17 protein-coding genes are annotated in these 20570 nt (G+C 68.3%); 4 read left to right on the forward strand and 13 right to left on the reverse strand.

The genetic code is table 11. The features are described 5' to 3' along the window. Positions 1-2: 2 nt before the first annotated feature. Both IE244_RS06355 and IE244_RS06360 read right to left on the reverse strand, forming a co-directional pair. Positions 3-812, reverse strand: a complete 810-nt coding sequence (locus IE244_RS06355; protein ID WP_191871643.1) for an SDR family NAD(P)-dependent oxidoreductase — start codon at positions 810-812, stop codon at positions 3-5. A 166-nt stretch (positions 813-978) separates the two neighbouring features. Further along, entirely contained in the window at positions 979-1968 is a 990-nt protein-coding gene (locus tag IE244_RS06360; RefSeq protein ID WP_191871644.1) for a helix-turn-helix domain-containing protein, read from the reverse strand. A gap of 147 nt (positions 1969-2115) precedes the next feature. Between IE244_RS06360 and IE244_RS06365 the strand changes: the two genes are divergently transcribed. Further along, positions 2116-2451, forward strand: coding sequence for a hypothetical protein (locus IE244_RS06365; RefSeq protein ID WP_191871645.1), 336 nt, complete (start codon positions 2116-2118; stop codon positions 2449-2451). 50 nt (positions 2452-2501) lie between these two features. On the opposite strand, the gene IE244_RS06370 is transcribed toward IE244_RS06365, so the two are convergent. After that, a complete protein-coding gene (locus IE244_RS06370; protein ID WP_308436254.1) occupies positions 2502-3692 on the reverse strand; it encodes a serine hydrolase domain-containing protein in 1191 nt (396 codons plus the stop codon). Here IE244_RS06370 and IE244_RS06375 point away from each other — a divergent pair. Next, positions 3637-6018: a lantibiotic dehydratase gene (locus IE244_RS06375; protein ID WP_191871647.1), complete on the forward strand. Its 2382-nt coding sequence runs from the start codon at positions 3637-3639 to the stop codon at positions 6016-6018. The two genes, IE244_RS06370 and IE244_RS06375, sit on opposite strands and share 56 nt — an antisense overlap. A gap of 630 nt (positions 6019-6648) precedes the next feature. Next, the gene (locus IE244_RS06380; protein ID WP_191871648.1) at positions 6649-7413 is read left to right on the forward strand and encodes an AfsR/SARP family transcriptional regulator; all 765 of its coding nucleotides are present in this window, start codon (positions 6649-6651) and stop codon (positions 7411-7413) included. A gap of 26 nt (positions 7414-7439) precedes the next feature. Here IE244_RS06380 and IE244_RS06385 read toward each other — a convergent pair whose 3' ends face one another. The 10 genes from IE244_RS06385 to IE244_RS06430 all read right to left on the reverse strand — a co-directional run bounded on the left by IE244_RS06385 (position 7440) and on the right by IE244_RS06430 (position 19937). Further along, on the reverse strand, positions 7440-9416 hold the full coding sequence (locus tag IE244_RS06385; RefSeq protein WP_191871649.1) for a S9 family peptidase: 1977 nt from the start codon (positions 9414-9416) through the stop codon (positions 7440-7442). Next, positions 9409-10575 carry a cytochrome P450 gene (locus tag IE244_RS06390; protein ID WP_191871650.1) on the reverse strand — a complete coding sequence of 389 codons (1167 nt, stop codon included), beginning with the start codon at positions 10573-10575 and terminating at the stop codon, positions 9409-9411. The genes IE244_RS06385 and IE244_RS06390 overlap by 8 nt, the downstream gene beginning before the upstream one ends. Further along, a complete protein-coding gene (locus IE244_RS06395) occupies positions 10572-11708 on the reverse strand; it encodes an amino acid--tRNA ligase-related protein (RefSeq protein WP_191871651.1) in 1137 nt (378 codons plus the stop codon). Before IE244_RS06395 ends, IE244_RS06390 begins: the two co-directional genes overlap by 4 nt. A 56-nt stretch (positions 11709-11764) precedes the next feature. Further along, positions 11765-12451, reverse strand: coding sequence for a phytanoyl-CoA dioxygenase family protein (locus IE244_RS06400; RefSeq protein WP_191871652.1), 687 nt, complete (start codon positions 12449-12451; stop codon positions 11765-11767). Continuing rightward, positions 12448-13131, reverse strand: coding sequence for a phytanoyl-CoA dioxygenase family protein (locus tag IE244_RS06405; protein ID WP_191871653.1), 684 nt, complete (start codon positions 13129-13131; stop codon positions 12448-12450). The genes IE244_RS06400 and IE244_RS06405 overlap by 4 nt, the downstream gene beginning before the upstream one ends. Beyond that, entirely contained in the window at positions 13118-13927 is an 810-nt protein-coding gene (locus IE244_RS06410) for an aldo/keto reductase (protein WP_191871654.1), read from the reverse strand. Before IE244_RS06410 ends, IE244_RS06405 begins: the two co-directional genes overlap by 14 nt. 7 nt (positions 13928-13934) lie before the next feature. Continuing rightward, positions 13935-14795 (reverse strand): radical SAM protein, encoded by an 861-nt coding sequence (locus tag IE244_RS06415; RefSeq protein WP_191871655.1) that lies wholly within the window; start codon positions 14793-14795, stop codon positions 13935-13937. Further along, complete coding sequence (locus tag IE244_RS06420; RefSeq protein WP_229853977.1) at positions 14792-15973, reverse strand: radical SAM protein; 1182 nt, start codon at positions 15971-15973, stop codon at positions 14792-14794. Before IE244_RS06420 ends, IE244_RS06415 begins: the two co-directional genes overlap by 4 nt. Positions 15974-16202: 229 nt before the next feature. After that, on the reverse strand, positions 16203-16553 hold the full coding sequence (locus IE244_RS06425; protein ID WP_031163730.1) for a hypothetical protein: 351 nt from the start codon (positions 16551-16553) through the stop codon (positions 16203-16205). Between the two features lie 324 nt (positions 16554-16877). Continuing rightward, positions 16878-19937 (reverse strand): glycine--tRNA ligase, encoded by a 3060-nt coding sequence (locus IE244_RS06430; RefSeq protein WP_229853978.1) that lies wholly within the window; start codon positions 19935-19937, stop codon positions 16878-16880. 294 nt (positions 19938-20231) lie between these two features. Between IE244_RS06430 and IE244_RS06435 the strand changes: the two genes are divergently transcribed. Then, positions 20232-20390, forward strand: a complete 159-nt coding sequence (locus IE244_RS06435; RefSeq protein ID WP_229853979.1) for a hypothetical protein — start codon at positions 20232-20234, stop codon at positions 20388-20390. The last annotated feature ends 180 nt before the right edge of the window (positions 20391-20570 follow it).

The following is a 20570-nucleotide window of genomic DNA, read 5'->3' on the forward strand; positions in this document are numbered from 1 at the left end:
TGTCAGTCATCTCCTTGGGGAGTCCGGGGAGAGGCGATGAACGGGTCCGACTGCAGGTCCCCACTGGGCACGGGAAGGGAGATCCCGCCGTCCACGGAGAGGTTCACGCCCGTGATGAAGGAGGCCGCGTCCGAGCAGAGGAACAGCGCCGCGGAGGCCGTGTCGTCCGGTGTGGCCAGCCGCCCCAGCGGGGTGCGGCGCATCTGGATCTCGAAGGACGGTGGATGGTCGGGGCGCCCGACCGTCATCCCGTTCAGTCCGGCCTCGGTGGGAGTCGGTCCGGGACCGATGGAGTTCACCCTGATCCCGTGGTGGCCCCATTCACGAGCCCAGGTGGTGGTCAGCCCCAGAACGCCCGACTTGGCCGCCGCCGCGTGCGCGAAACCCGGGAATCCCCGGTGTGGATCCGTCGTCGTGACGTTCAGGATGCACCCGCCGCCCTGGTCGATCATGTGGGGCACCACGGCACGAGCACAGTGGAACGTCCCGTACAGATCGACTTCCACCACGGTCCGAAAGGAGCGCGCCGACATGCTCTCCGCCGGAGACCAGAAGTTCGCCGCCGCGTTGTTCACCAGCACGTCCACTGCGGCGAAACGGTCGACCACCTGCTCGACCACACGCTTCACCTGTGCTTCGTCGCGCACGTCGCAGACCATCGTCTCCGCTTCGACGCCGAGCCCCCGCAGCCGCCTCTCCGCGGCGGCGAGTCGCTCTTCCTTCCGCGACACGATGACGACCTGGGCGCCGTACGACCCGAAGGCGCGGGCCATGGCGAACCCGATGCCGGTCGCTCCTCCGGTGATCACCACTGTGCGTGAGTTGTACAACCCCTCCGCGAAGCAGCGCACTCCACCAACCAGCCTCTCCAGTGCGAGAAAAGTACGAGCCCGGAAGGGATGAGGCTCCGGACACGGTCAACGGACACGACCGCTGCGCCTCGTCGCGGCAGCCGGCCGTGGTGGGTTCAGCGGCTGCCTACTGGGCAGCGATCCAGCCCTGCTGGACCGCGCGTACTCCCGCCTCGAAGCGGCTACGCGCATTGAGTCGCTCCATGAGGTCCGCCGCGATCCGGCGGGCCGTGCGGTGGGACACTCCCAGCCGCTTCGCGATGGCCTGGTCCGTGAGCCCCTCGGCCAACAGCCTTATCACTTCCGCCTCTTGCCCGGACAGTCCGTGGTCGTCGAGAGCGGGCTCACTGCCGAACGGCCGCGCCTCGTCCCAGATCGACTCGAAGAGCGCGCAGAGCGCCGCCACCGTCGCCTCGCTGCGGATCAGCACCGCACCGGCCCTCGCGTCGTCCCTCTGCAACGGGAGCACGGCCTGGCGCTGGTCGACGACGATCATGCGGACGGGCAGGCTGGCTGCCGTCCGTACCTCCGCCCCCCGTTCGCTGAGCCACCGCACGTGGTGCAGGGTCGGCTGATGGTTGCGCAGGCTGTTCAGGTAGATGGTGCGCATGCGGATGCCGCGCTCCAGCAGTCTCGTGTTGGGCCGGCGGCTGGCCGCGAGGTCCTCTTCCGGGTGTCCCCCACCCGGCGCGAAGGTCATGACCTCCTCCTCCGCGGAGGTGCCGAAGGCCGCGAGACGGTGGCGTATCTCCTCGGGGCCGACCAACCGCTCGAAGTCCCGGTCGTCGAGGGGCGGGCGGAGGGTCGAATACGCGGCCAGGAGCTCGGTGGCAGCGGCCTTCGTCGCCTCCAGCCTCATACGGGCCGTGGCGAGTTCGGACTCCTGACGGGCGAGGAGACGGTCCACCGCCGTCTCCGGGTTCAGGACACGGAAGCCCTCCACCCCCGCCGAAGTGGAGATAAGGGACAACTCGCTGAGGCGCTCAAGGGCCTGGCGTACACGTACCTCACTGGCGCCCACGAGTTCGGTGAGCCCGTCGATTCCTCTGTCGGGGTGCGCGAGCATCGTCCGGTATATCTCTTCACTCAGCGCATCCAGACCAAGGATGTTCAGCATCGCAACCCTTCGCCGCCGGACTGGACCACGGATTGCCTGATAGTACTGCGGCACGAAGCCACCCCCGTTGGACGGTTTGTGTCATGACCGATTCCGTCCACGAGGCTACTCTAGGCAACGCGTTTGCCAAGTAAGACGATTGCAGGCATGTACCTTGTCCATGCCCGGCTGGAATCGGACGAGCACACCGAAATCCCCGCAGGCACCGTCGACCTCCTGACCCGAAGCGCGACGCCTGATGATCAACTTGAACACGTGGTCATGCATACGCACGGTGACCCGGGTCCGGTTCTCGGCTTCTTTATCCTGGCGCAGTCCCTCGAAGAGGCGGAAGGTGTGGCGGCATCCCTGTGTCAGCGCGTTCTGGATGAAAACGCAGAACTTCACAGGTTTCGCATCGCGTCATGCAACGCGACCGCACCGTGGAGCTACTACGAGCGCATTCTTCGAATGCCGAGCCCGAGGCGCCGGCCGGATGAATGACAGGCACCCGCGGACGGCCCCCACCCTGTCGCTGGAAGCCGCGCCGCCGTCTACCGGCCGACGGCCACTCGGCCACGAACCTCTCGGCAGATTTCCCGCACGATCCGGTTCTCCAGACGGCTCTCCCCGCTGTCGGGTGGGACCACGCTGCTGGACAGGAAAGACACGACCAGGCGTTCCTCCAGGTCGGCCACGACCATTCCACAGCCGTAGGCGGTGTGCCCCACCACCTTGCTTCCCCTCGGCACACCGAACCAGGCAGGGTCGGTGCACATACCGAACCCCCAGTCGAGGTCGATGTCTCCGAAGTTCCGGTCGGGCAGGCCGGTCCGGTAGGTGTCCGTCAGCGCCCGGACCGTCTCGGGCGACAGTCCGAGGACCTCGCCCGCCTGTGGCACGGTCAGCCACTCGACCAGCCGTGCCAGGTCGGAGGCCGGCCCCCAGGCCCCGGTCCCCGGCAGGCGGGGCGCCAGCACCCCCGGGAAGACGTTCTCGCTCGGTACGTGGCGTCCGTCGACCCGTTCGAAGAGAGCGGGTGAGCGCGGGACGGGGGCCGGACCGAACACGGTGTGCCGCATGCCGAGCGGCTTGAGGACATGGTCGGCGACGTATTCCGCGTACGCGCGGCCGGACAGCCGGCGGACCACCTCGGCCACGACGACCCAGGACCCCATCGCGCTGTACCAGCCGCCCGTTCCCGGCGGCGCCGCCATCTCGACCGCACAGGACTGCGCCAGCGCCTCCTCGTCCTCCAGTCCGGAGTACGGCCGATTCGCACTCTCGGGCTCGAAGGGCAGCGCATGGGACATCAACTGGGCCAGTGTCGCCTCCCGCTTTCCGCCCACCGCGTACTCGGGAACGATGTCGGCCACCGGGTGATGCGGCGTCAGTCCGTGTGCCTGGAGCTGCTGCGCCATCGCGAGGGCGCCCATCAGTTTTGTGCAGCAAATCCACGGCAGAGCGTCTCGCTGATGCAGGGAAATACCCGGCCGGACATGCCCGAACGCCTCATCGGCAAGCACCTCGCCGTCCAGGGAGACATACAACTGGATGCCGAGCTGCACGTTTTTCGATATAACATCCGCAACTCTTTCCAAACTTCCTTCGACGGCACGCAACTTGGCACCTCGCCCTTCGCCGGCTTGTGATGGGAAACGATAGTGCCAACCGCAGAGGGGTTCGTCAATGCAACACATTGTCCCGCTGGGAAAGTCCGGATGGTCGCTGTGGCGAGACGTCATGCTGCGCAGTGCGGGTTTTCCAGTCCCGCAGGTGCTGCGGTTGAGCGATCCGGAATTGGCCGCGACGGCGGATGAACTCCTCGCGGGCACAGCGAGCAGGCACGCGTACGATCAGGTGTTTCTCGAAGCGACCGAACGCCTCTCCACGAACATACAGGCCATTGCCGGCGACCCGATTTTCCGCGAAGCGGTGGCCTGGCAGAACCGGCGGCTCCTCACCGAGTGCCTGGACAAGGCCGCCGCCGGGGAGCCCAGAAACGCCCGCGGACGCAACCACGAGCGCACCATCACCAGTTATCTTCAGCGATACACGATGAAGAACGACACCATCGGTTTCTTCGGACCGGTGGGCTGGGCCGCCTGTACCGCGGACGCCCAGGCCGTGACCGTGACGCACGGGCCGGACCGGCTGGCGCGCAGGACGGTGTACTTCGAATCCTGGGCCGTGGACGCCGTCGCGCTGTCCCTGAGCCGGCGGGAGGACCTCCGGCCGTGGCTCGTCCCCCGCATCGACACCGCGCACCGGCTGACCGGCTCCGTCGTGCTTCGCCCCGGCAAGGACCCCCTGCGTCTCAGCGAATCGGAGGCCCTGTTGCTGGGGCTCTGCGACGGCTGTCGTCCTGTGCGGGAGCTGGCTCGTCTCCCCCGGACGGCGGGGCATCCCCACCTCGGGACCGAGGCGGGAGTCCTCGACGCCCTCGCGGCCCTGGAGGCGAAGGGGGTCCTTTCCCTCGGCTGGGAAGGCGGGGTCGAGGCACGGCCGGAGAGGACACTCCGCGCCAAGCTGGAGCGTATCGGCGATCGCGCGCTGCGGGAGGACGCGCTGCGCGTCCTGGACGACCTGTGCGGCGCACGGGACGAAGTCGCGGCGGCCGCCGGCGACGCGGCGCGGCTGTCCAAGGCCCTGGCCCACCTCGACGACGTGTTCGTGGCCGCGACCGGGGAAGCCGCTGTCCGCCGGCACGGCCAGAACTACGCCGGACGCACCCTCGTGTACGAGGACACCGTCCGGGCGGTACAGGTCGAGCTCGGCAGGCCCGTGCTCGACGCGCTCGCGGCGCCTCTGGCTCTCGTACTCGACAGCGCCCGGTGGCTCGCGAACCGGATCGCCGACGAGTACACCGAGCTCTTCACGGGGCTCCACGATCGATGGACCTCCCGCAACGGGGCTCGTCCCATGCCGCTGGCGCGGCTGCTCGCCGCGGCCACCCCCCACCTGTTCTACTCGGCGCAGCGGCTGCCCTCTCCCGTCAGGACGGCGGTGGCGGAGTTCCAGTCCCGGTGGCAGCGCGTTCTCGGAGACCCGGAGCACTCCGCCGCCCGGGAGTTCACCAGCGATGAGCTCCGCGACCGCTTCTCCGCCCAGTTCCCGGCAGGAGCGCCGGCCTGGGCCGCCGCGATCCATCACTCCCCCGATGTCATGCTCGCCGCCCCCAGCCCCGAGGCGATATGCGCCGGCGACTACATCGCGGTCCTGGGAGAGCTGCACACCGCGTGCAACACCCTGGAAAGCCGCGTCTGCGTCGAGCAACACCCCTTCCCGGACCGGCTGCGGGAAGCCGACAGCCTCGACCACGGCACCCGGCGGATCTACCTCGTGCCGCCGAAGGACTGGGCGACCGTCACCTCACGGCTGGCGCCCCCTTCGGCGTTGCTCGCCCCCGGCTACACCTACTGGACGCTGCGATCGCCGAGCACCGACGCGCCGGGGCGCCTGCTGACGCTGGCGGATCTCGACGTGCACCGAGAACAGGGGCGGCTTGTGGTGCGCTGCCGGTCGGACGAGTTCGAGGCTCCGCTCATCGAGATCTTCGGTGAACTCCTGTCCGGCGTGACGGTGAACAGCTTCAGCCCGTTTCCCGCCGGCACGCATCGTTCCCGCATCACCATCGACAATCTGGTCGTCGCACGCGAGTCCTGGTCGTACCCCGCCGCACAACTCACCTGGGTGACCGAAGAGCGAGAAGCGGACCGGTTCCTCGCGGCGCGTGCGTGGCGGGACGGTGCGGGGGTTCCGGAGCGCGTTTTCTATCGCACCGCCCACGAGGACAAGCCACTCTTCCTGGATTTCAGCAGTATTTCCCTGGTGAATCTCTTCGCCAAAGCCGTACGGAAAGCGGCTGACAGTCCTGATGGGACGGTCAGGGTGACGGAGATGCTCCCCGAGATGCACGACACATGGCTGCACGATCGATCCGGAGTCGGCTATACGTCGGAACTCCGCTTTCTGGCCGTGGATCCTTCCGTCCGTGCGCGGACGGATCCTCCGCACGAGCAGGGCCCCGCAGCCGGCACATCGTCCCGTGCGGCACGGGGTGCCGTGTAGAGCAACTCCACCACAGGGGACGGCGGTTGGCCCGCCGGGGCGGTCACCGCACACCGGACCGCCGTCCGGTCAAGGCCAGTGGCATATGGCCGGAATGGTACTTTGACGTGCTCGATCGATGTCAGCAGCATGTGGAGATGCCCCGGCGATGCCGGCCCGCCGCCCTGGACGGATCAGGCCAGGAGCGAAAACGTCCACCGCGTCGACCTTTCCCCGTGGAGGTCAGTGAGGACATAGTAGCCATGATCAGTAACGGCGGACGGTTGACCAGGAGACTCGACGGTCGACCCGGCCTCTGCTCAAGCACAGGGGGATGCATTGACTCGCTTTACCCATCTCTTTCTTCCCGCCCTCATACTCAGCGGCCTGTTCATCGTCGGGCCGGGGCAGACGGACGAGCACCACATCGATTCCGCTAAAGGCTTTTCCGCCGCTGCGCTTCCGGGCGATGTGACCTGGGGTCCCTGACTTCGGTCCGGCGAGGCCACCATGACTGGCCGACGCTTTCCATCTGATGACTTCGCCACTGTGTTTCCGCATCTCATATGCGGGGCCAGGAAGGAGCGCTGAAGTATGTCAGCAGGCACGGAATTGCGAATTCTCGGACCTTTCGAAATCGTAAGGCGTGGCGTGAGCGTGCCGCTGGGCGGAACCAAGCAGCAGGCCCTTCTCGCCTACCTCTGCCTCCATGCGAACCGGCATGTGCCGGTGCGCCGGCTGATCGACGCCATGTGGGGCGACGCACCTCCGGCGAGCGCGCGAAAGAACGTGCAGCTCTACGTCAGCCGCATCCGCAAGCTGGTGGAGGGGGGTGACGGCATCACCCTGATGACCGTGGGTGACGGCTACGTCCTGTCCGTCACCCCCGGTCAGCTGGATCTGGACTGCTGCAGGCGTCTGTGGGACCGCGGTCAGGAGTACCTGAGGACAGGCGCCGTCCAGCAGGCCAGTGCGCTGTTCCACGAGGCCGGGCAGCTGTGGCGCGGAGAGGCGTTGAGCGGCCTGGCCACGACCGTGGCGATGCAGGCCGAGACGGCGCGACTGGAACATCTGAGGATCTCCCTGCTGTCGGACCTCTTCGCGTCGCAGCTGCACCTCGGCCGCAACGCCGAGGTGATCCCTGATCTGGTCCGCCTGGTGGCCTTGTATCCCCATCAGGAGAGACTCCGCGGGTACCTCATGACGGCGCTGTGGCGCTCTGGTCAGCGGGACGAGGCCCTGGCCACCTATCTCAACGCCTACCACCTGATGGTCGAGGATCTCGGTATCCAGCCCGGCCGGCACCTGCAACTGCTCTACCAGGCGATTCTGGCCGACGAGGCCAGAGAGGTCTCGGTGGAGCACAGCGTGTGGCGGCTCTCCTCCCCGGAAAGGGCCCGCGTACTCCACGGTTGAGGGAACCGGGTACCGTTCCGGCCCGCCTAGGCCATGTTCTCGATCTCGACCGCGGCGTCCGGTACGGCACCGGTGAACCCGAGAACACGGCCCACGAAATACAGCTCGGCACGTATGCACCGATGGATGTTCTCGGCCACCCGGAATCCGTGCTCCTCTCCCTCGAAGGCGAGGAAGGCGCACGGCACACCGTTCTCACGCACCGCCTCGTACATGGCACGGGACTGGCCCGCGGGCACCACGGGGTCGTTCAGCCCCTGGAACATGATCAGGGGGCTCCTGAGCAGGTTCGCCGAGTACAGCGGCGATCGCTCTCGGTAGACCTCCTTGGCCTGCGGATAGGGCCCCACGAGGTGCTCACAGTAGTGCGACTCGAACTTGTGCGTCCCCTGGTCGAAAGCGACGAGGTCGGCAATGCCGTAGTGGCAGATACCGACGTGGAACGTGTCGTGGAAGGCCAGGGCGTTGAGCACGGTGAAGCCGCCGGCGCTCTCGCCCTGGATGATCAGGCTGTTCGCATCCACCTCGCCGCGCGCCACCAGGTGCTCGGCACCCGCGATGCAGTCCAGCGCGTCCGTCTCACCCCACCGCCCGGCCAGCCGCTCGCGGTACGCGCGGCCGTACCCGGAGCTGCCCCCGTAGTTGACGTCGAGGACGGCTATGCCCCGCGTCGTCCAGTACTGGACGGCATAGTCGAGCATGGGGCTCGACGCCGCCGTGGGGCCCCCGTGCACGCGGACCAGCAACGGGGGCAGCGTTCCGTCGGGCGCGTGGAACCCGGGGTTTCGCGGCCGGTAGAAGAAGCCGAACGTGGTCCTGCCCTCACTGCCCTCGAAGGCGACCTGCTCGGGCTCCGAGAGAAACTCCCGCGGGACGGACGCCGCCGCCTGCGCCCGGCCGAGCACCTGGGACGCACCGGTCGCCGGGTCGACCTCCACCACGGACCGTGACGCGAACGGCGAGGCGGCGTCGAGCACGATCCGGCCACGCCGAGACCGCACCACAAAGCCCGCCTCGGTGTAGGGGAGAGGCAGTTCCCGTGCCGTCGCCGTCGGTGTGTCCACCACGTAGACACGCCAACGCCCTCGGTCGGACCCGGCCGCGGCGATGGTGGTCGCGTCCAGGAACGCGTAGTTGACCAGATGGAGGACCCACTGCGGCCGGCCGAAGTCCACCTGCAGCGAGGTGACGGGCTCGGCCGATCCGGAACGAAGCCGATGGATGTTCCAGAAACCGGACCGGTCGGAGACGAAGTACAGCAGCCCGTCCGGCCCCCATTGCGGCTGGATCACCGACTCGGCCGGACCGCCGGCCACCATCCGCGCGCCCACGGGCCGTCCGCCCTCGTCCAGCTCGGCGAGCCACAGTTCCGTGCCGTCCCACGGCATCCTCGGCGCCGACCACTGGATCCAGCAGAGTTGTCCCCCGTCCGGGCTGACCCGCGCGGAGCAGAGGAACTCCCGGTCGCCGACCAGGACTTCCGGGTCCGCCGCCTCGCCCAGGGGCACGGCCACCAGGCGGTGGTCGGGATGTCCACCGTCGTCACCGTGCACCTCGGCCAGACACACCAGGCGATCGCGCGCGCGGTCGAGAGAGAAGTCGGCGTACCGCACCCGGGGGTCCCCGGGCGTGAGCGGAGTCTCCCCGCCGTCCCGTCCGAGGCGCCACAACCGCTGGTCGCCGGCGCTGACGACATAGGCGGTGCCGTCCTCCACGAGGAAGCTGCCGCCACCGTACTCGTACACGCTGCTGCGCACGCTCAGTGTCGCGGGGCCGACGTCGCCGACGGTGCCGTCCGCACGGCGTCGTACCAGGGCGGTCCGTCCGCCTTCCTCCGGCCGGGCCTCCGTCCACCAGACGTCTTCCCCGTCGACCTGGATGTCGCCCAGCCGGAAGACGCTGTGCGCCGCATGCTCTTCGGAGACCGGCGAAGACCATGTCCCGTACGTCGCTTCCCGCACCTGCATCCCGGACTCCTGTGCCTTCTCCGCGGCTTCACGCACTCCGCTCGACCACCATGTCGTGGACGAAGCGCCCGCCGAAGTCCACGTTCCACACCGCGCTGAGAGGCGGCAGGTCCTCCAGCACTCCTCTCGCGGCGAGTTCGAGAGCCATCTCCCGCATGACGTTCCGCGTCAGCGCGGCCCCCAGACAGGCATGCCGGCCGCGGCCGAACGCGACGTGCCGGGCACCCATCCTGTCGGTGCGGAACGTGAGCGGGTCCGCGAACCTTCGCGGGTCGCGGTTGGCGGCCGCCAGGACGAGGACGACCCGCGATCCTGCCCCCACGGTGTGCCCGTGGAGGGGCACATCGGTCAGGGCACGCCGCGTGGCCAGATGGAAGGGGGTGGCCAGTCTCAGCGCCTCGTCGGCTGCTTCGTCGACCTCTGCCTTGAGGTCGGCCGTGGCCCACTCCGAACCCGTCACCGCCTCCAGCAGGCGCGCGACGGCCGCGGCGGCCGGCTCCAGTGCCCCGCTCACGAGCTGCGCGTACACCGCGGTGGCGTCCAGGAGGTTCAAGGTCCCCTCGGACAGCGCGCGGCTCAACGCCGTGGCGAGCGTCCCCCGCGGCGCCTCACAGCGTCGCGCGACAAGTGCGGTCAGCTCGTCCAGGGCCTGCTCCGCACGGAGCCCGGCCTGAGGGTCGTACGTCTCGATCGGTCCGAGGGCGAGGATCCGGGTGGCGCAGTCGGCGAGCTCCGCCAGCGCGTCGGCGGGCTCGTCGAGCAGGCGGCACAGACCGGCGGCCAGAGCCGGCCTGACCACCGCGCCGAACAGGCGGCCGGCCGGCACCCCGGGGCTCGTCACCGCGATCGACTCGGCCATCGCGGTGACCACCTGTTGTACGACGGCGGGGGTGAACAGCGGCAGGAGCAGACGCCGCATACCGGTGTGCCGTGGTGGGTCGGAGAACACCGGCCAGAGGTCCACGAACTCCGTCACCCGCCAGTACGTCCTCCGCTGCGCTTCCGTCAGACCGGGCGGGCAGTAGGTCTCGACCTGCGCCCCGAGCCGTGGGTCCCGGAGCAGCTCGTACACGTCGTCATAGCGCGTCACGTACCACGTGCTCGTGCTCGCGTCCCAGACCACGCCACGGGACTCCCGCAGTTCGTCGAACCACTCCAGCGGCGCGGTCTCCCGGGACGGTTGAACCTGTGTCACCAGCGCGGAGCTCCGTTCCCCGCGCGCGGGAAGTACGGCACACCGGACGCGGACGGAAGGCCGAGGAGCACGGCGACGAGCCGCTCCCATCCGAGGAAGCTGGCCACCATCCCCGACGGCGCCGCCTCCAGCGCGGGCAGGAGGTACTCGTAGCGCTCGCGCAGGTTCGGCAGGCCCGCGTGCTGGAGGTTCTCCAGGAACTGGGCGTGGTCCGCGTACCCGCGGATGTGGATGACCTCCAGGCCGCCCAGGTACAGCTCCGCGTCCGCGATGCACTCGCCGCCGTCGGCGGCCTTCTCCCGGCGTGAGGTGATGGACCGCACGTCGTAGGTCGAATCGGTGACCTCGCCGGGCCGCCAGCGGAACGGCGGATAGATGTTCCACGTCGCGTTGAGGCCCGGACCAGCGGCTTCCCCTGCGATCTCCTCGATCGCGGCACGGTGGTCGGCGTCCGTTTCGATCAGGAACCGTTCCCGGGCCGAGGGTGAGCCGGTGCTGGACATGTCCGCGGATCCGTCCAGCGCGTAGACACGGGCGCCGGCCTCGCCGAGCCTCTTGAGCAGCTGCTCGCGGCCCGAGGGGGTGCTCTCCTCGGAGAAGGTGAGGAACACGAGGGACTCGACGGCCAGACCGTTGGTGCTGTGCTCGGGCACCAGACCGCTGGGGCCGAGGTGGAAGAACTCCCGTGGGTCGACCTCGATTCCGGCGACCTTCGCCAGGCGGATCACCAACTGGTCCGTCAGAGCCGCCATCTCTTCGACCGTCGTGCCGCTCTGTGCGAAGACCAGCTGCTCGAACTCCATCAGGTAGTTGCCGTCGGAGAACGAAGCATCCTGTTCGTAGCGGTAACAGCGGCCGAACGTGTAGCTCGGCCCGAGCCCCTTGGCCATCGCGTTGAACAACGGGAACTCAGGGGACTGGAGGAGCCTGAGGTCGAGCTCAGGGCCTTTCCTGCTGTGGGCGAGGGTGAACTCTTCGACCCCGTACTCTTCGGACCGGGTCCAGACCGACGGCAGCACGATCTCCGCGAAGTCCTGCTCGTGCAGCCACTTGTGCGCCTCCCACCGCAACTCGCTGATCAGCTGCCGGTGGGGCGCCAGTATTCCGGTCTCCGCCGGTACGTCCTTTGTCACAAACCGTCCCTTTCCATCCATTCGTTCGAGAAAGCGGTGGCCCAGGCGTCGGTCTGCTACAGCACGGACCGGTCGGCAAGGAGGTAGTCACTCAGTTCCTGCCGGGCTGCCATCGACTCCGGGACAGCGGTGTATGTGGTGGTGATCTGCCGCCGGTTGTCGGCACCCCCGAACGACGCGTGATAGGAATGCGGATCGAAGGCGATGAGGTCGCCTGGCGAGGATTCGATGACGAAGGCCGGCACCTCGGTCGGCTTCATCCCGAAGTGCTGGTCCGGGTTCGCCATCTCCGCGGCGAAGGTGTCCCAGCTCCCGCCACGACGGTGCGTGCCCGGGATGATCCGGAGGGCCCCGCTGTCGGGACCGAGCGGTTCCAGGTACTGCACGATCTTCAGCAGCCGGAGATTGCGGTGGTTGCCGTCGCGGTGCCAGTAGGTGGCGCCGTCGTAGCGCACCCCGTCACCGCCGACGTAGGCCACGTTCGTACCCAGCAGCTGACGGGCGACCTGCGGGCATCGGCCGTCGGCCAGCAGTGCCTCCTGCAGCACTTCGTGGCGCTCGGCGATACGGGCCACCCCTGCGCGCCCCTGCCGGCCGACCAAGGGAAATCTCTCGAAGACGCCTTCGAAGGCATCGGCGATCTGCGGCGCCACATCCTTCTGTACCCCACGCAGATGCAGGAACCCGAACGTCCTGAAGTGGGTGACATCGGCTTCGGTCACCGACAGGGGAGCAAGTTTCATCCGATTGGCACCGACCCGGAGACGTAGCGGTTGAGGAAATAGCGACGCGTGTCGCGTTGCTCGGTCTCGGTCACCGGTTCACCGACGCAGTTGAACGCCAACTGCCGTCGCATGCTTCCGTGCCATGCCGAGTGCAGGACGTTCGTGTCGAAGACGATGACGTCACCGGGCTGGGATTCGACCACCACGCCCGGCACGCCACCGCCCTCCAGGCCGAGGTCCTCCCGGTGCCTGATGACGTGCCGGGTCGGATCCCCCAGCCAGCCGTTGTCGGCGCGGTGCGATCCCGGTAGGAAGCGCAGTGCTCCCGTGTCGTGCGTGGTGGCTTCGAGGTACAGGACGAAGCGCAGGAACGGCGTGTCGTAGAACCCGTCGGAGTGCCAGTACGAATCGCCGACCAGCAGATTGGCATCGCTGGCTATCACCTGGAACTTGCGCTCGAAGAGGGCCCCGCAGACGGCGCGTACCCACTCCGATTCGGCGATGAGCCCCAGTTCGGGCATCTCGGTGAGAGCGTCGAACTTGGTCACCCGCTCGGCCGGGGCGTCCCCGGCCGGCAGGTCCATCACCCGGTCGAACGCGCGCCCCAGGTCGTCGATCACGGCGGCGGCCGCCTGCGGGACACGGGCGAAGCCGAACACCCTGAGCTGCTGGGCCACCTCGTCCTCAAGCGCCGACATGGGTCTCCTCGGCCGAAGGCTGCTTCCCGGCGACCGCCGTCCAGGCGGGCCCTGCCCGGTAGTCGTCCAGCTGCTCACCGGTCCGGGGCCCGATGACGACGGCCTCGGGGGCGTACGTCTCGCGTATCTCGGCGATCCTGACGGCGATGGACTCTTCTCGCGCGTCCGGCGACACGTCGTGCAGCCGGGAGCCGCCCGAGAAGAGGCTGCGCACGACGAGGCGGTAGTCCGCGAGCAGCTTGAGCGTGCGCGTGTCCTCGGGATCCAGCTGGTCCGCCTCGCACATGACCAGACTGCCGGCCGGCAGCTTGCCGACGATCTGAGGCAGACTCACCTCCGGCAGCAGCACACTCACGCCGATGACATCCGCCTGGCCCGTTCGCGCACAGTGCCTGGCGAACCCGGCGAAGTCGATGTCCGAGACTCTCGTCGGCTCCGGATTGTGCACGAAGGCGACATCGACACGATCGCGCCTCAACCGTCCGAGGCTGCCCTGCAAGGACTTGGCCAGCCCGTCCAGGCTGTAGTCGAGCGTGGGGAGCGGAGTGGTGATGTCGACACCGACCTTGGTCCACACGGCGGCCTCGCGGGGGAGGTGGGTGCCGAGGTCCTCCTCCGCCCCGCCGCGCGCATAGATGGGAGACGTGTCGAAGGTGGCGAAACCCTGCGCGAGCGCCCGCTCGATGAACGCCCGTGCGTCCTCCGGGTCGCGGCCCAGAACCATCAGGCCGTTGAACGATCCGGAGCACCGCATCGTGCCCACCACGACCGCCGGCTGTTCCTCCGTCATGCCCATGTGTGCCTCACCCCTCGTGCGTGTCCGAACGGCAGATCGCCATGCAGGCGAGACCCGTGGTCGGCGGTTCACAGAACGATTGCTCAAGCGCGTCACGGATCTCCTGCCGCCCCGCGAAGACCGACACCTGCCGGGAACTGTCGTACGGGCAGCGGCGCAGGAACCCGTCGGCGGACAGATACAGCCGCTCGGACTCACAGGAACGCACCACGCTGCCGTGCAGCCATGCGTGGTAGTCAGCCACCACCGTGCGCAGCTGGTCCGACATGCCGAACGACGTGGATATCAGGTCGAGGTCGCGCGCGAGGTTCGGGTTCTCGAACCGGAACGTCGGCGACGGCAGGAGGGGGCTGACCTCGACCGGGACCTCAGCCGTCTTGACCACGGTGGAGATCGCGTCGAGGTCGTCGCCGTCCAGGGCGTAGGCGGTGACGTGCAGGCTGGCCCGGTGGTGCCCCAACGCCTCGAACACCGGAGGGGTCGAGGAGATGGTCCGGCCCGTACGGCCCAGTTCCTCCGCCTTCTGGCTGTCGGCGGACACGGTGACATGGCTCAGCATGCCGGCGACCTCGGCCAGCGCGTCGAGCCGCGGCCCGGTCCTGGCGGCCGTCACCACCGATGCGCGGAAGCCGAACTGCAGCGCCACGCGGACGAGTCGGCCGAAGTCGGGGTGGTCGGTCGGCTCGCCACCCGAGAGGCACAGCTCGTCGATGCCGATTTCACGCAGCCGCGACAGGGCCCGGGAGTAGGTGTCGAGGCTCAGGACATCGCGTCCGACGTCGGCCCGGAAGCAGAACCGGCAGTTCACCGCGCAGTTGTCGGCTGTCGAGATCAGCACCCCGCTGAGTGCACCCAGCCCGTCGCTCACTGCAACCCCGTGTGGTCGGTGAGGGCGAGCTCCAGGCCCACCTGGAAGAAGTCACACATCTGGGGGTCCGGCTCGGGATTGTTGCGCAGCGAGACATCGTTGCGGGAGGGGCCACCGCAGACGGCGGCGGCGGGGCAGTCGCCGCACTGCTGTGCCGGCAGCAGGTTCTTGGCCGCCTGCCCCAGCAGCTGTGGGTTCTCGCGGAGTTCGCTGATCGGGAAGACGAACGAGTCGTCACGCCAGTTGAGGTCGAGGATCGAGATCCGCCCTCGGGACAGCAGCGCGGCGTTGAGGCCGCCGTCCTGCTGGATGTGCTCGTACATCTTCGGCAGGCGCGTGTCCAGTGCCTGGTAGATGCGGTCGAGCGAGGAGAACAGCATGGCGCCGCGGGACAGCGCGAGCAGACGCGAACGGAAGACCGCGCGGCACAGCGCCTCGCCGTCGACATGCCAGCGGCCGGAGATCGGTATCGGCGTGTTCACGTAGATGAAGTTGATGCCGAGCGAGAGCACGTACTCGACCGTGTTCGGCAGATCGCTCACGTTGGCGGGCGTGGGGGTGAGGTTGCAGCCCACGTGCACGCCTGCGTCGCGCAGCCGCTGGATGTTCCGGTGGATCCGTTCGTCGGCCGGCTTGCCCGAGAGCAGGAAGCGCTCGATCTTGTTGTCGTCCGGCCGGCCGTCGAAGGAGACGCCGACGCCGTACTTGAACTTCTTGAAGTGCTCGATCATGTGGTCCTTGACCAGGACACCGTTGGTGACCACGGTGAACTGCACACGCCCGACGCCGTGCTTCTCGGCGAGTTCGAGGCTGTACTCGTCGCCGTACTGCATCAGATCGAACCGGGTGGTCGGCTCCCCGCCGAACCACTGGATGGTGACTTCGTCCTGGCCGGCGTTCTGCTCGAAGAGGTACTCAAGCCCTTCGCGCAGGTCAGGGATGGTGATGTCATCGGCACCCGTGTTGGTGTCGACGAAGCAGTACGTGCAGGTCATGTTGCAGCGATCAGTCACCACGATGCGGTAGCCACTGATGCGCTCCGGCGTACCCGTCATGCCCAGTCCGCGGACCCGGTCGAGGACGCGATCGCGCTGAGGTGCCGAGGGGGGATCCGGAGAGAAACCGAGCTTCTTCATCTCGGCCAGGATCTCGGGCTCGTTGCCGTTGAGCCGCTTCATTTCATCGGCCGTGAGGCTGGCACTCTCCAGGGAGACAGGGTCGAAAACGATACCCTCAGCCCCCTGTCCAAGAAGCAGGTATTTGTTCCAGAGTCGATCGGCATCGCTCTTCATGGCGACCTCCTAAAACACGCGGAACCAGCCATGCGCCAGAACGAACCGCATAGCAGAGGAGCCTGTTGCGGTGTCATCGCGAACTGCCAAGGACACCGCAACAGGAGGGGTGTAACTACTCTTCTTCCGCGATGTCCGCGGCCTTCAGGACGTCCTGAACGATCTCGGTGTAGTGCTTCTTGAGATGCTCGGTGTTCTCGGACGTGGCACCGTCGGCGAGGACGATGATGCCGGGCAGCGACGGGTTGGGCGCCATCAGCACGATGCCGGGCGGGTCAAGGCTGATCGCCATGACGGCGTTCTCGACCGGGACCCACTCGACGCGTTCCTTGACGGCGTCCATCACGCTGGTCTGCTTGGTCTTGAAGTCTTCACGCTCGCCGAACCAAACGCCCGACTTACCACGTGATGCGACTGCATCAGCGTAGAGCAGGTGGTTGTCCTTCTTTTCGCGCGGCTTGGGCATCCAAACGCCTCCTAAGAAAGGGCAGGATTTGGTCCGTGCTACCTCGGAGCGGTTTTCTGATCGCTGCGCGGTGTTGTTGAGTGCACGTTGTGACCACTGAAGGCCAGCCTCACACGTCGAGCCACAATCACGGTCTATGGCCGGTATATTTCGAATATGTGCGCCGATGACCGGCGTCGTGACCAGCACATTCCTCATGAAAAAGGGCCTGCAACCGATTCCCACGCAAAAGCGTGAAGATTCGGTTGCAGGCCCCTCTCCTGCCCTCTTCAGGGGCGGCCCCTCCTCAAGGGCGAGCCCTCTTCAGGGACCGGGCGTCCGTCCTCAGACGAGCGCCTCCCAGTCGATGATGCCTTCCGCGAGGTCGCGCACGGCGGCGAGCAGGCCCAGCCTGTTCGCCCGGACGCCGGGCTCCTCGGCCATCACCAGGACGTCGTCGAAGAAGGTGTTCACCGCGTCGACGAGGTCACCCGTCTCCGTGCTGAAGCGGACGAGCGAGGTCTCTCCGTCGAGAACCTGCCGGCACTTGGTCAGCGCGGCGTGCAGAGCCTGTTCGGCCGGTTCCGCGAGCCGGTCCGGGTCGTAGTCCGCGGCCACCCCGGCGGGCACGATGCGCCGCGCACGCTGGAACGCCGCCAGAACCGTGGCGAACCGCTCGTCGCCCTGCAGGCTCTCCAGTTCCTCCAGCGTGCGCGCGGCCAGCAGCGGCGAGTCGGCCCGCACCAGAACCGCCCGCACATCGGTGGTGGAGTGCCCCATCTCGATGAGCTGCTGCTCGAAGCGCCGCAGTACGAACTGCGCCGTGTCGTCCAGGGTCTTCGGCTCGACCGGGACGGCCTGCTCCTGCGCCGCGATCGCCAGTCCCTCGCTGAGCGTGAGCCCGGCCAGGTCGCTCCTGCGGAGCAGGATGTTGACCACACCGAGTGCGGAACGGCGCAGGCCGAACGGGTCGGAGCTGCCCGTGGGTTCCGCTCCGATCGCGAAGAGACCGGCCAGCAGGTCGAGACGGTCCGCCAGGGCCAGCAGGGCGCCCGGCAGGGTGGCGGGCAGGTTGTCGCCGGCGGAGCGCGGCAGTTCGTTCTCGAAGAGGGCCTGCGCCACCGCCTCGCTCTCGCCCGCACGGGCGGCGTACTCCCGTGCCATGACGCCCGCGAGGCTCGACAGCTCCGTCACCATCTGGGAGCCGAGGTCGAACTTGGTCAGCTGCGCGGCCCGCTCCAGCACCTCGCGGTCCGCACCCGAGACGCCGAGGACCTCCGCGAGCCGGCGGGCCACGGCCGAGATGCGGTCCGCGCGGTCCGCCATGGAGCCGAGCCGCTCCTCGAAGGTGAGGAGGCGGATCTTCTCCCTCATCTCGGTCAGCGGCGTTTCGAGATCCGCCTTCCAGAAGAACGCGGCGTCCTCGTAGCGGGCGCGCAGGACGGCCTCGTTACCGCGACGGACGACATCGTGGTCGCAGTGTCCGTTGGCGACCGCCACGAAGTACGGCAGCATCCTGCCTTCCGCGTCCACGACGGGAAGGTACCGCTGGTGCTTTCGCATCACGGTGACGAGGATGTCCGCGGGCAGCCCGAGGTACTTCGCGTCGAATCCGCCGAGGATCGGGGTCGGGAACTCGACCAGGTTCGTGATCTCGTCGATCAGCGCCCCGTGCCGGTCCACGTCGATACGTCCGCCCACCTCGGCGGCGAGCCGAGTCGCGCCGTCGACGACCAGCCGCCGGCGCTCCGCGGCGTCCGCGAGGATCCCGTGCTCCTTCAGAAAGGAGAGGTACGCGTCCGCCGTCGGCACCTCCACCGCGGGAGCCACCGCGTCACGGTGGACCTGCGTCGTCCGTCCCGACGTCAGGCTGGACACCGTGAAAGGGATGACCTGGTCTCCCAGCAGGGCCATGATCCAGCGGATCGGTCGGGTGAAGGAGAGCCGGGGGGCGTTCCACCGCATGTTCTTCTCGCCCCGGAGGCCCGTCACGACCTCGGGGAGGAGGGACGACAGGACCTCTTCGGCCGAACGTCCGACGACCTGCCGCGTGAGGGCGACGTGCTCGTTGGCCCCGACGGTGACGCGACCGAGGTCCGCCGGGTCCGCGCCCTGGCTCCTGGCGAAGCCGACGGCCGCCTTCGTCGGGTTTCCCTCCGCGTCGTAGGCCGCCGAGACCCGCGGCCCGCGCACCGTCTGCTCGTAGTCCGCCTCGCGGGGCTGCACCTCCGAGACGACGGCGACGACACGCCGGGGGCTGGCGGAGACGCTGATCTCACCGTGCCCCAGCCGGGTGGTGGCCAGCTTCTCCGTCAGCGCCGCCTGCACCGCCTGCGAGGTCCGGGTGACCTCGGCCGGCGGCATCTCCTCCACGCCGATCTCCAGCACCAGCGTGGCCGGCGCCGGCCCGGCCGGTAGGACGGGCTCCGAAGCCGCCCCCGCCTCCGCCTCGGTGGACGCCCCGGCGTCGGCGTGGCTCCGGGTCTCGGCCGCCTGCGCGCCGGAGGTGGCGGGGCTGGTGCCGGAGCTCGTGCCCAGGGGGAAGCCGAGCTCCTCACGGCGGGCGACCCACAGCTCGGCGACCTCGTGGGCCAGCCCACGCATCCGGGCGAAGGAGCTCGCCCTCTCGGTGGTGGAGATGGCGCCCCGCGCGTCGAGCACGTTGAAGGTGTGCGAGCACTTGAGAACGTACGAGTACGCGGGCACGGGCAGGTTCGCGTCGAGCATGCGCCGCGCCTCGCTCGCATAGGCCTCGAACAGGGTCCGCTGGGTCTCCAGGTCGGCCTCGTCGAGGTAGTAGCGGCTCATCTCGTACTCGGCCTGGCCGAAGGCCTCGCCGTACGTGACACCGGGCGCGTACTGGAGGTCCTTGAAGTGGTTGACGCCCTGCAGCGCCATCAGGATCCGTTCCATGCCGTAGGTGATCTCGACGGACACCGGGTCCAGGGCGATGCCGCCGGCCTGCTGGAAGTAGGTGAACTGGGTGATCTCCAGGCCGTCGAGCCACACCTCCCAGCCGAGCCCCCAGGCCCCGAGCGCGGGAGAGGCCCAGTTGTCCTCGACGAAGCGGATGTCGTGTGCCGCCGTGTCGATGCCGATGGCGCGCAGGCTGCCGAGGAACAGTTCCTGGGCGTTTCCGGGCTCCGGCTTCAGGATCACCTGGTACTGGGTGTGCGTCTGCAGGCGGTTGGGGTTCTCGCCGTAGCGCGAGTCATCGGGCCGGACGCTCGGTTCCACGTAGGCGACACGCCACGGCTCCGGTCCCTGGACCCGCAGGAACGTGGCGGGGTTGAGCGTTCCCGCGCCTACCTCAGTGTTCATGGGCTGAACGACCAGACACCCGTGCTCGGTCCAGTACTTGTTCAGCACCAGTAGGGCTTCCTGCATAGTCAACACTGAGATCATTCCTCCACGGACGCGGCACGGACTCAGAGAACCTCCCAGCCGAAGCACAGGAGACCTTGGCCTGCCAGAGTCTACCGATCGGGGGGTCCGCGACCGGCATCAGCGGCGGACCGTCCCGGTGCAGCGCGGCGCCCGCGACAGCGGGGGATTCCGGGCTCGTCGCGGACCGGTGCCGGTGGAGAGCTGCCAGGTCGTGCCGGTCGAAGGGCGGCTGCTCCAGACACTTGACGGAGCCGGCGAAGAGCAGCTCCGTCATACACGTCCAGGGCTCTCATGCCCACCTCGGGCGGAACCTTGGACCAGGGAGCCGGCGGCCAGCGGCGCTCCTTCCGCGTCAGCGACGCCGCCAAGGTCCGCCTCACCATCGAGTCGGCCTACGCGGCCTCCACCCGCAAACAGGCCGCCCTCGCGGAGATCGGGTTCTTCGGCCCGTCCAGCGCGAGCAGCGGCTGACCGCCGCACCCGCGACCTGACTGTTTGCCACATCGCTGGAGAGCGGGCCGGTCGAAGGGGTGCCGAGTACCCGCTAGAGGTTGAAGCGGAATGCCTGCGGCCTGATCCTGACCTGCGGCGGAGCCCCGCGCAGGGCCCTGACCTGGGACTCCTCGTTGGCATGCGTTGGTTCCCGACGGC

It is taken from the genome of Streptomyces filipinensis (assembly GCF_014649495.1).
In the GTDB taxonomy this organism is placed as follows: domain Bacteria; phylum Actinomycetota; class Actinomycetes; order Streptomycetales; family Streptomycetaceae; genus Streptomyces; species Streptomyces filipinensis.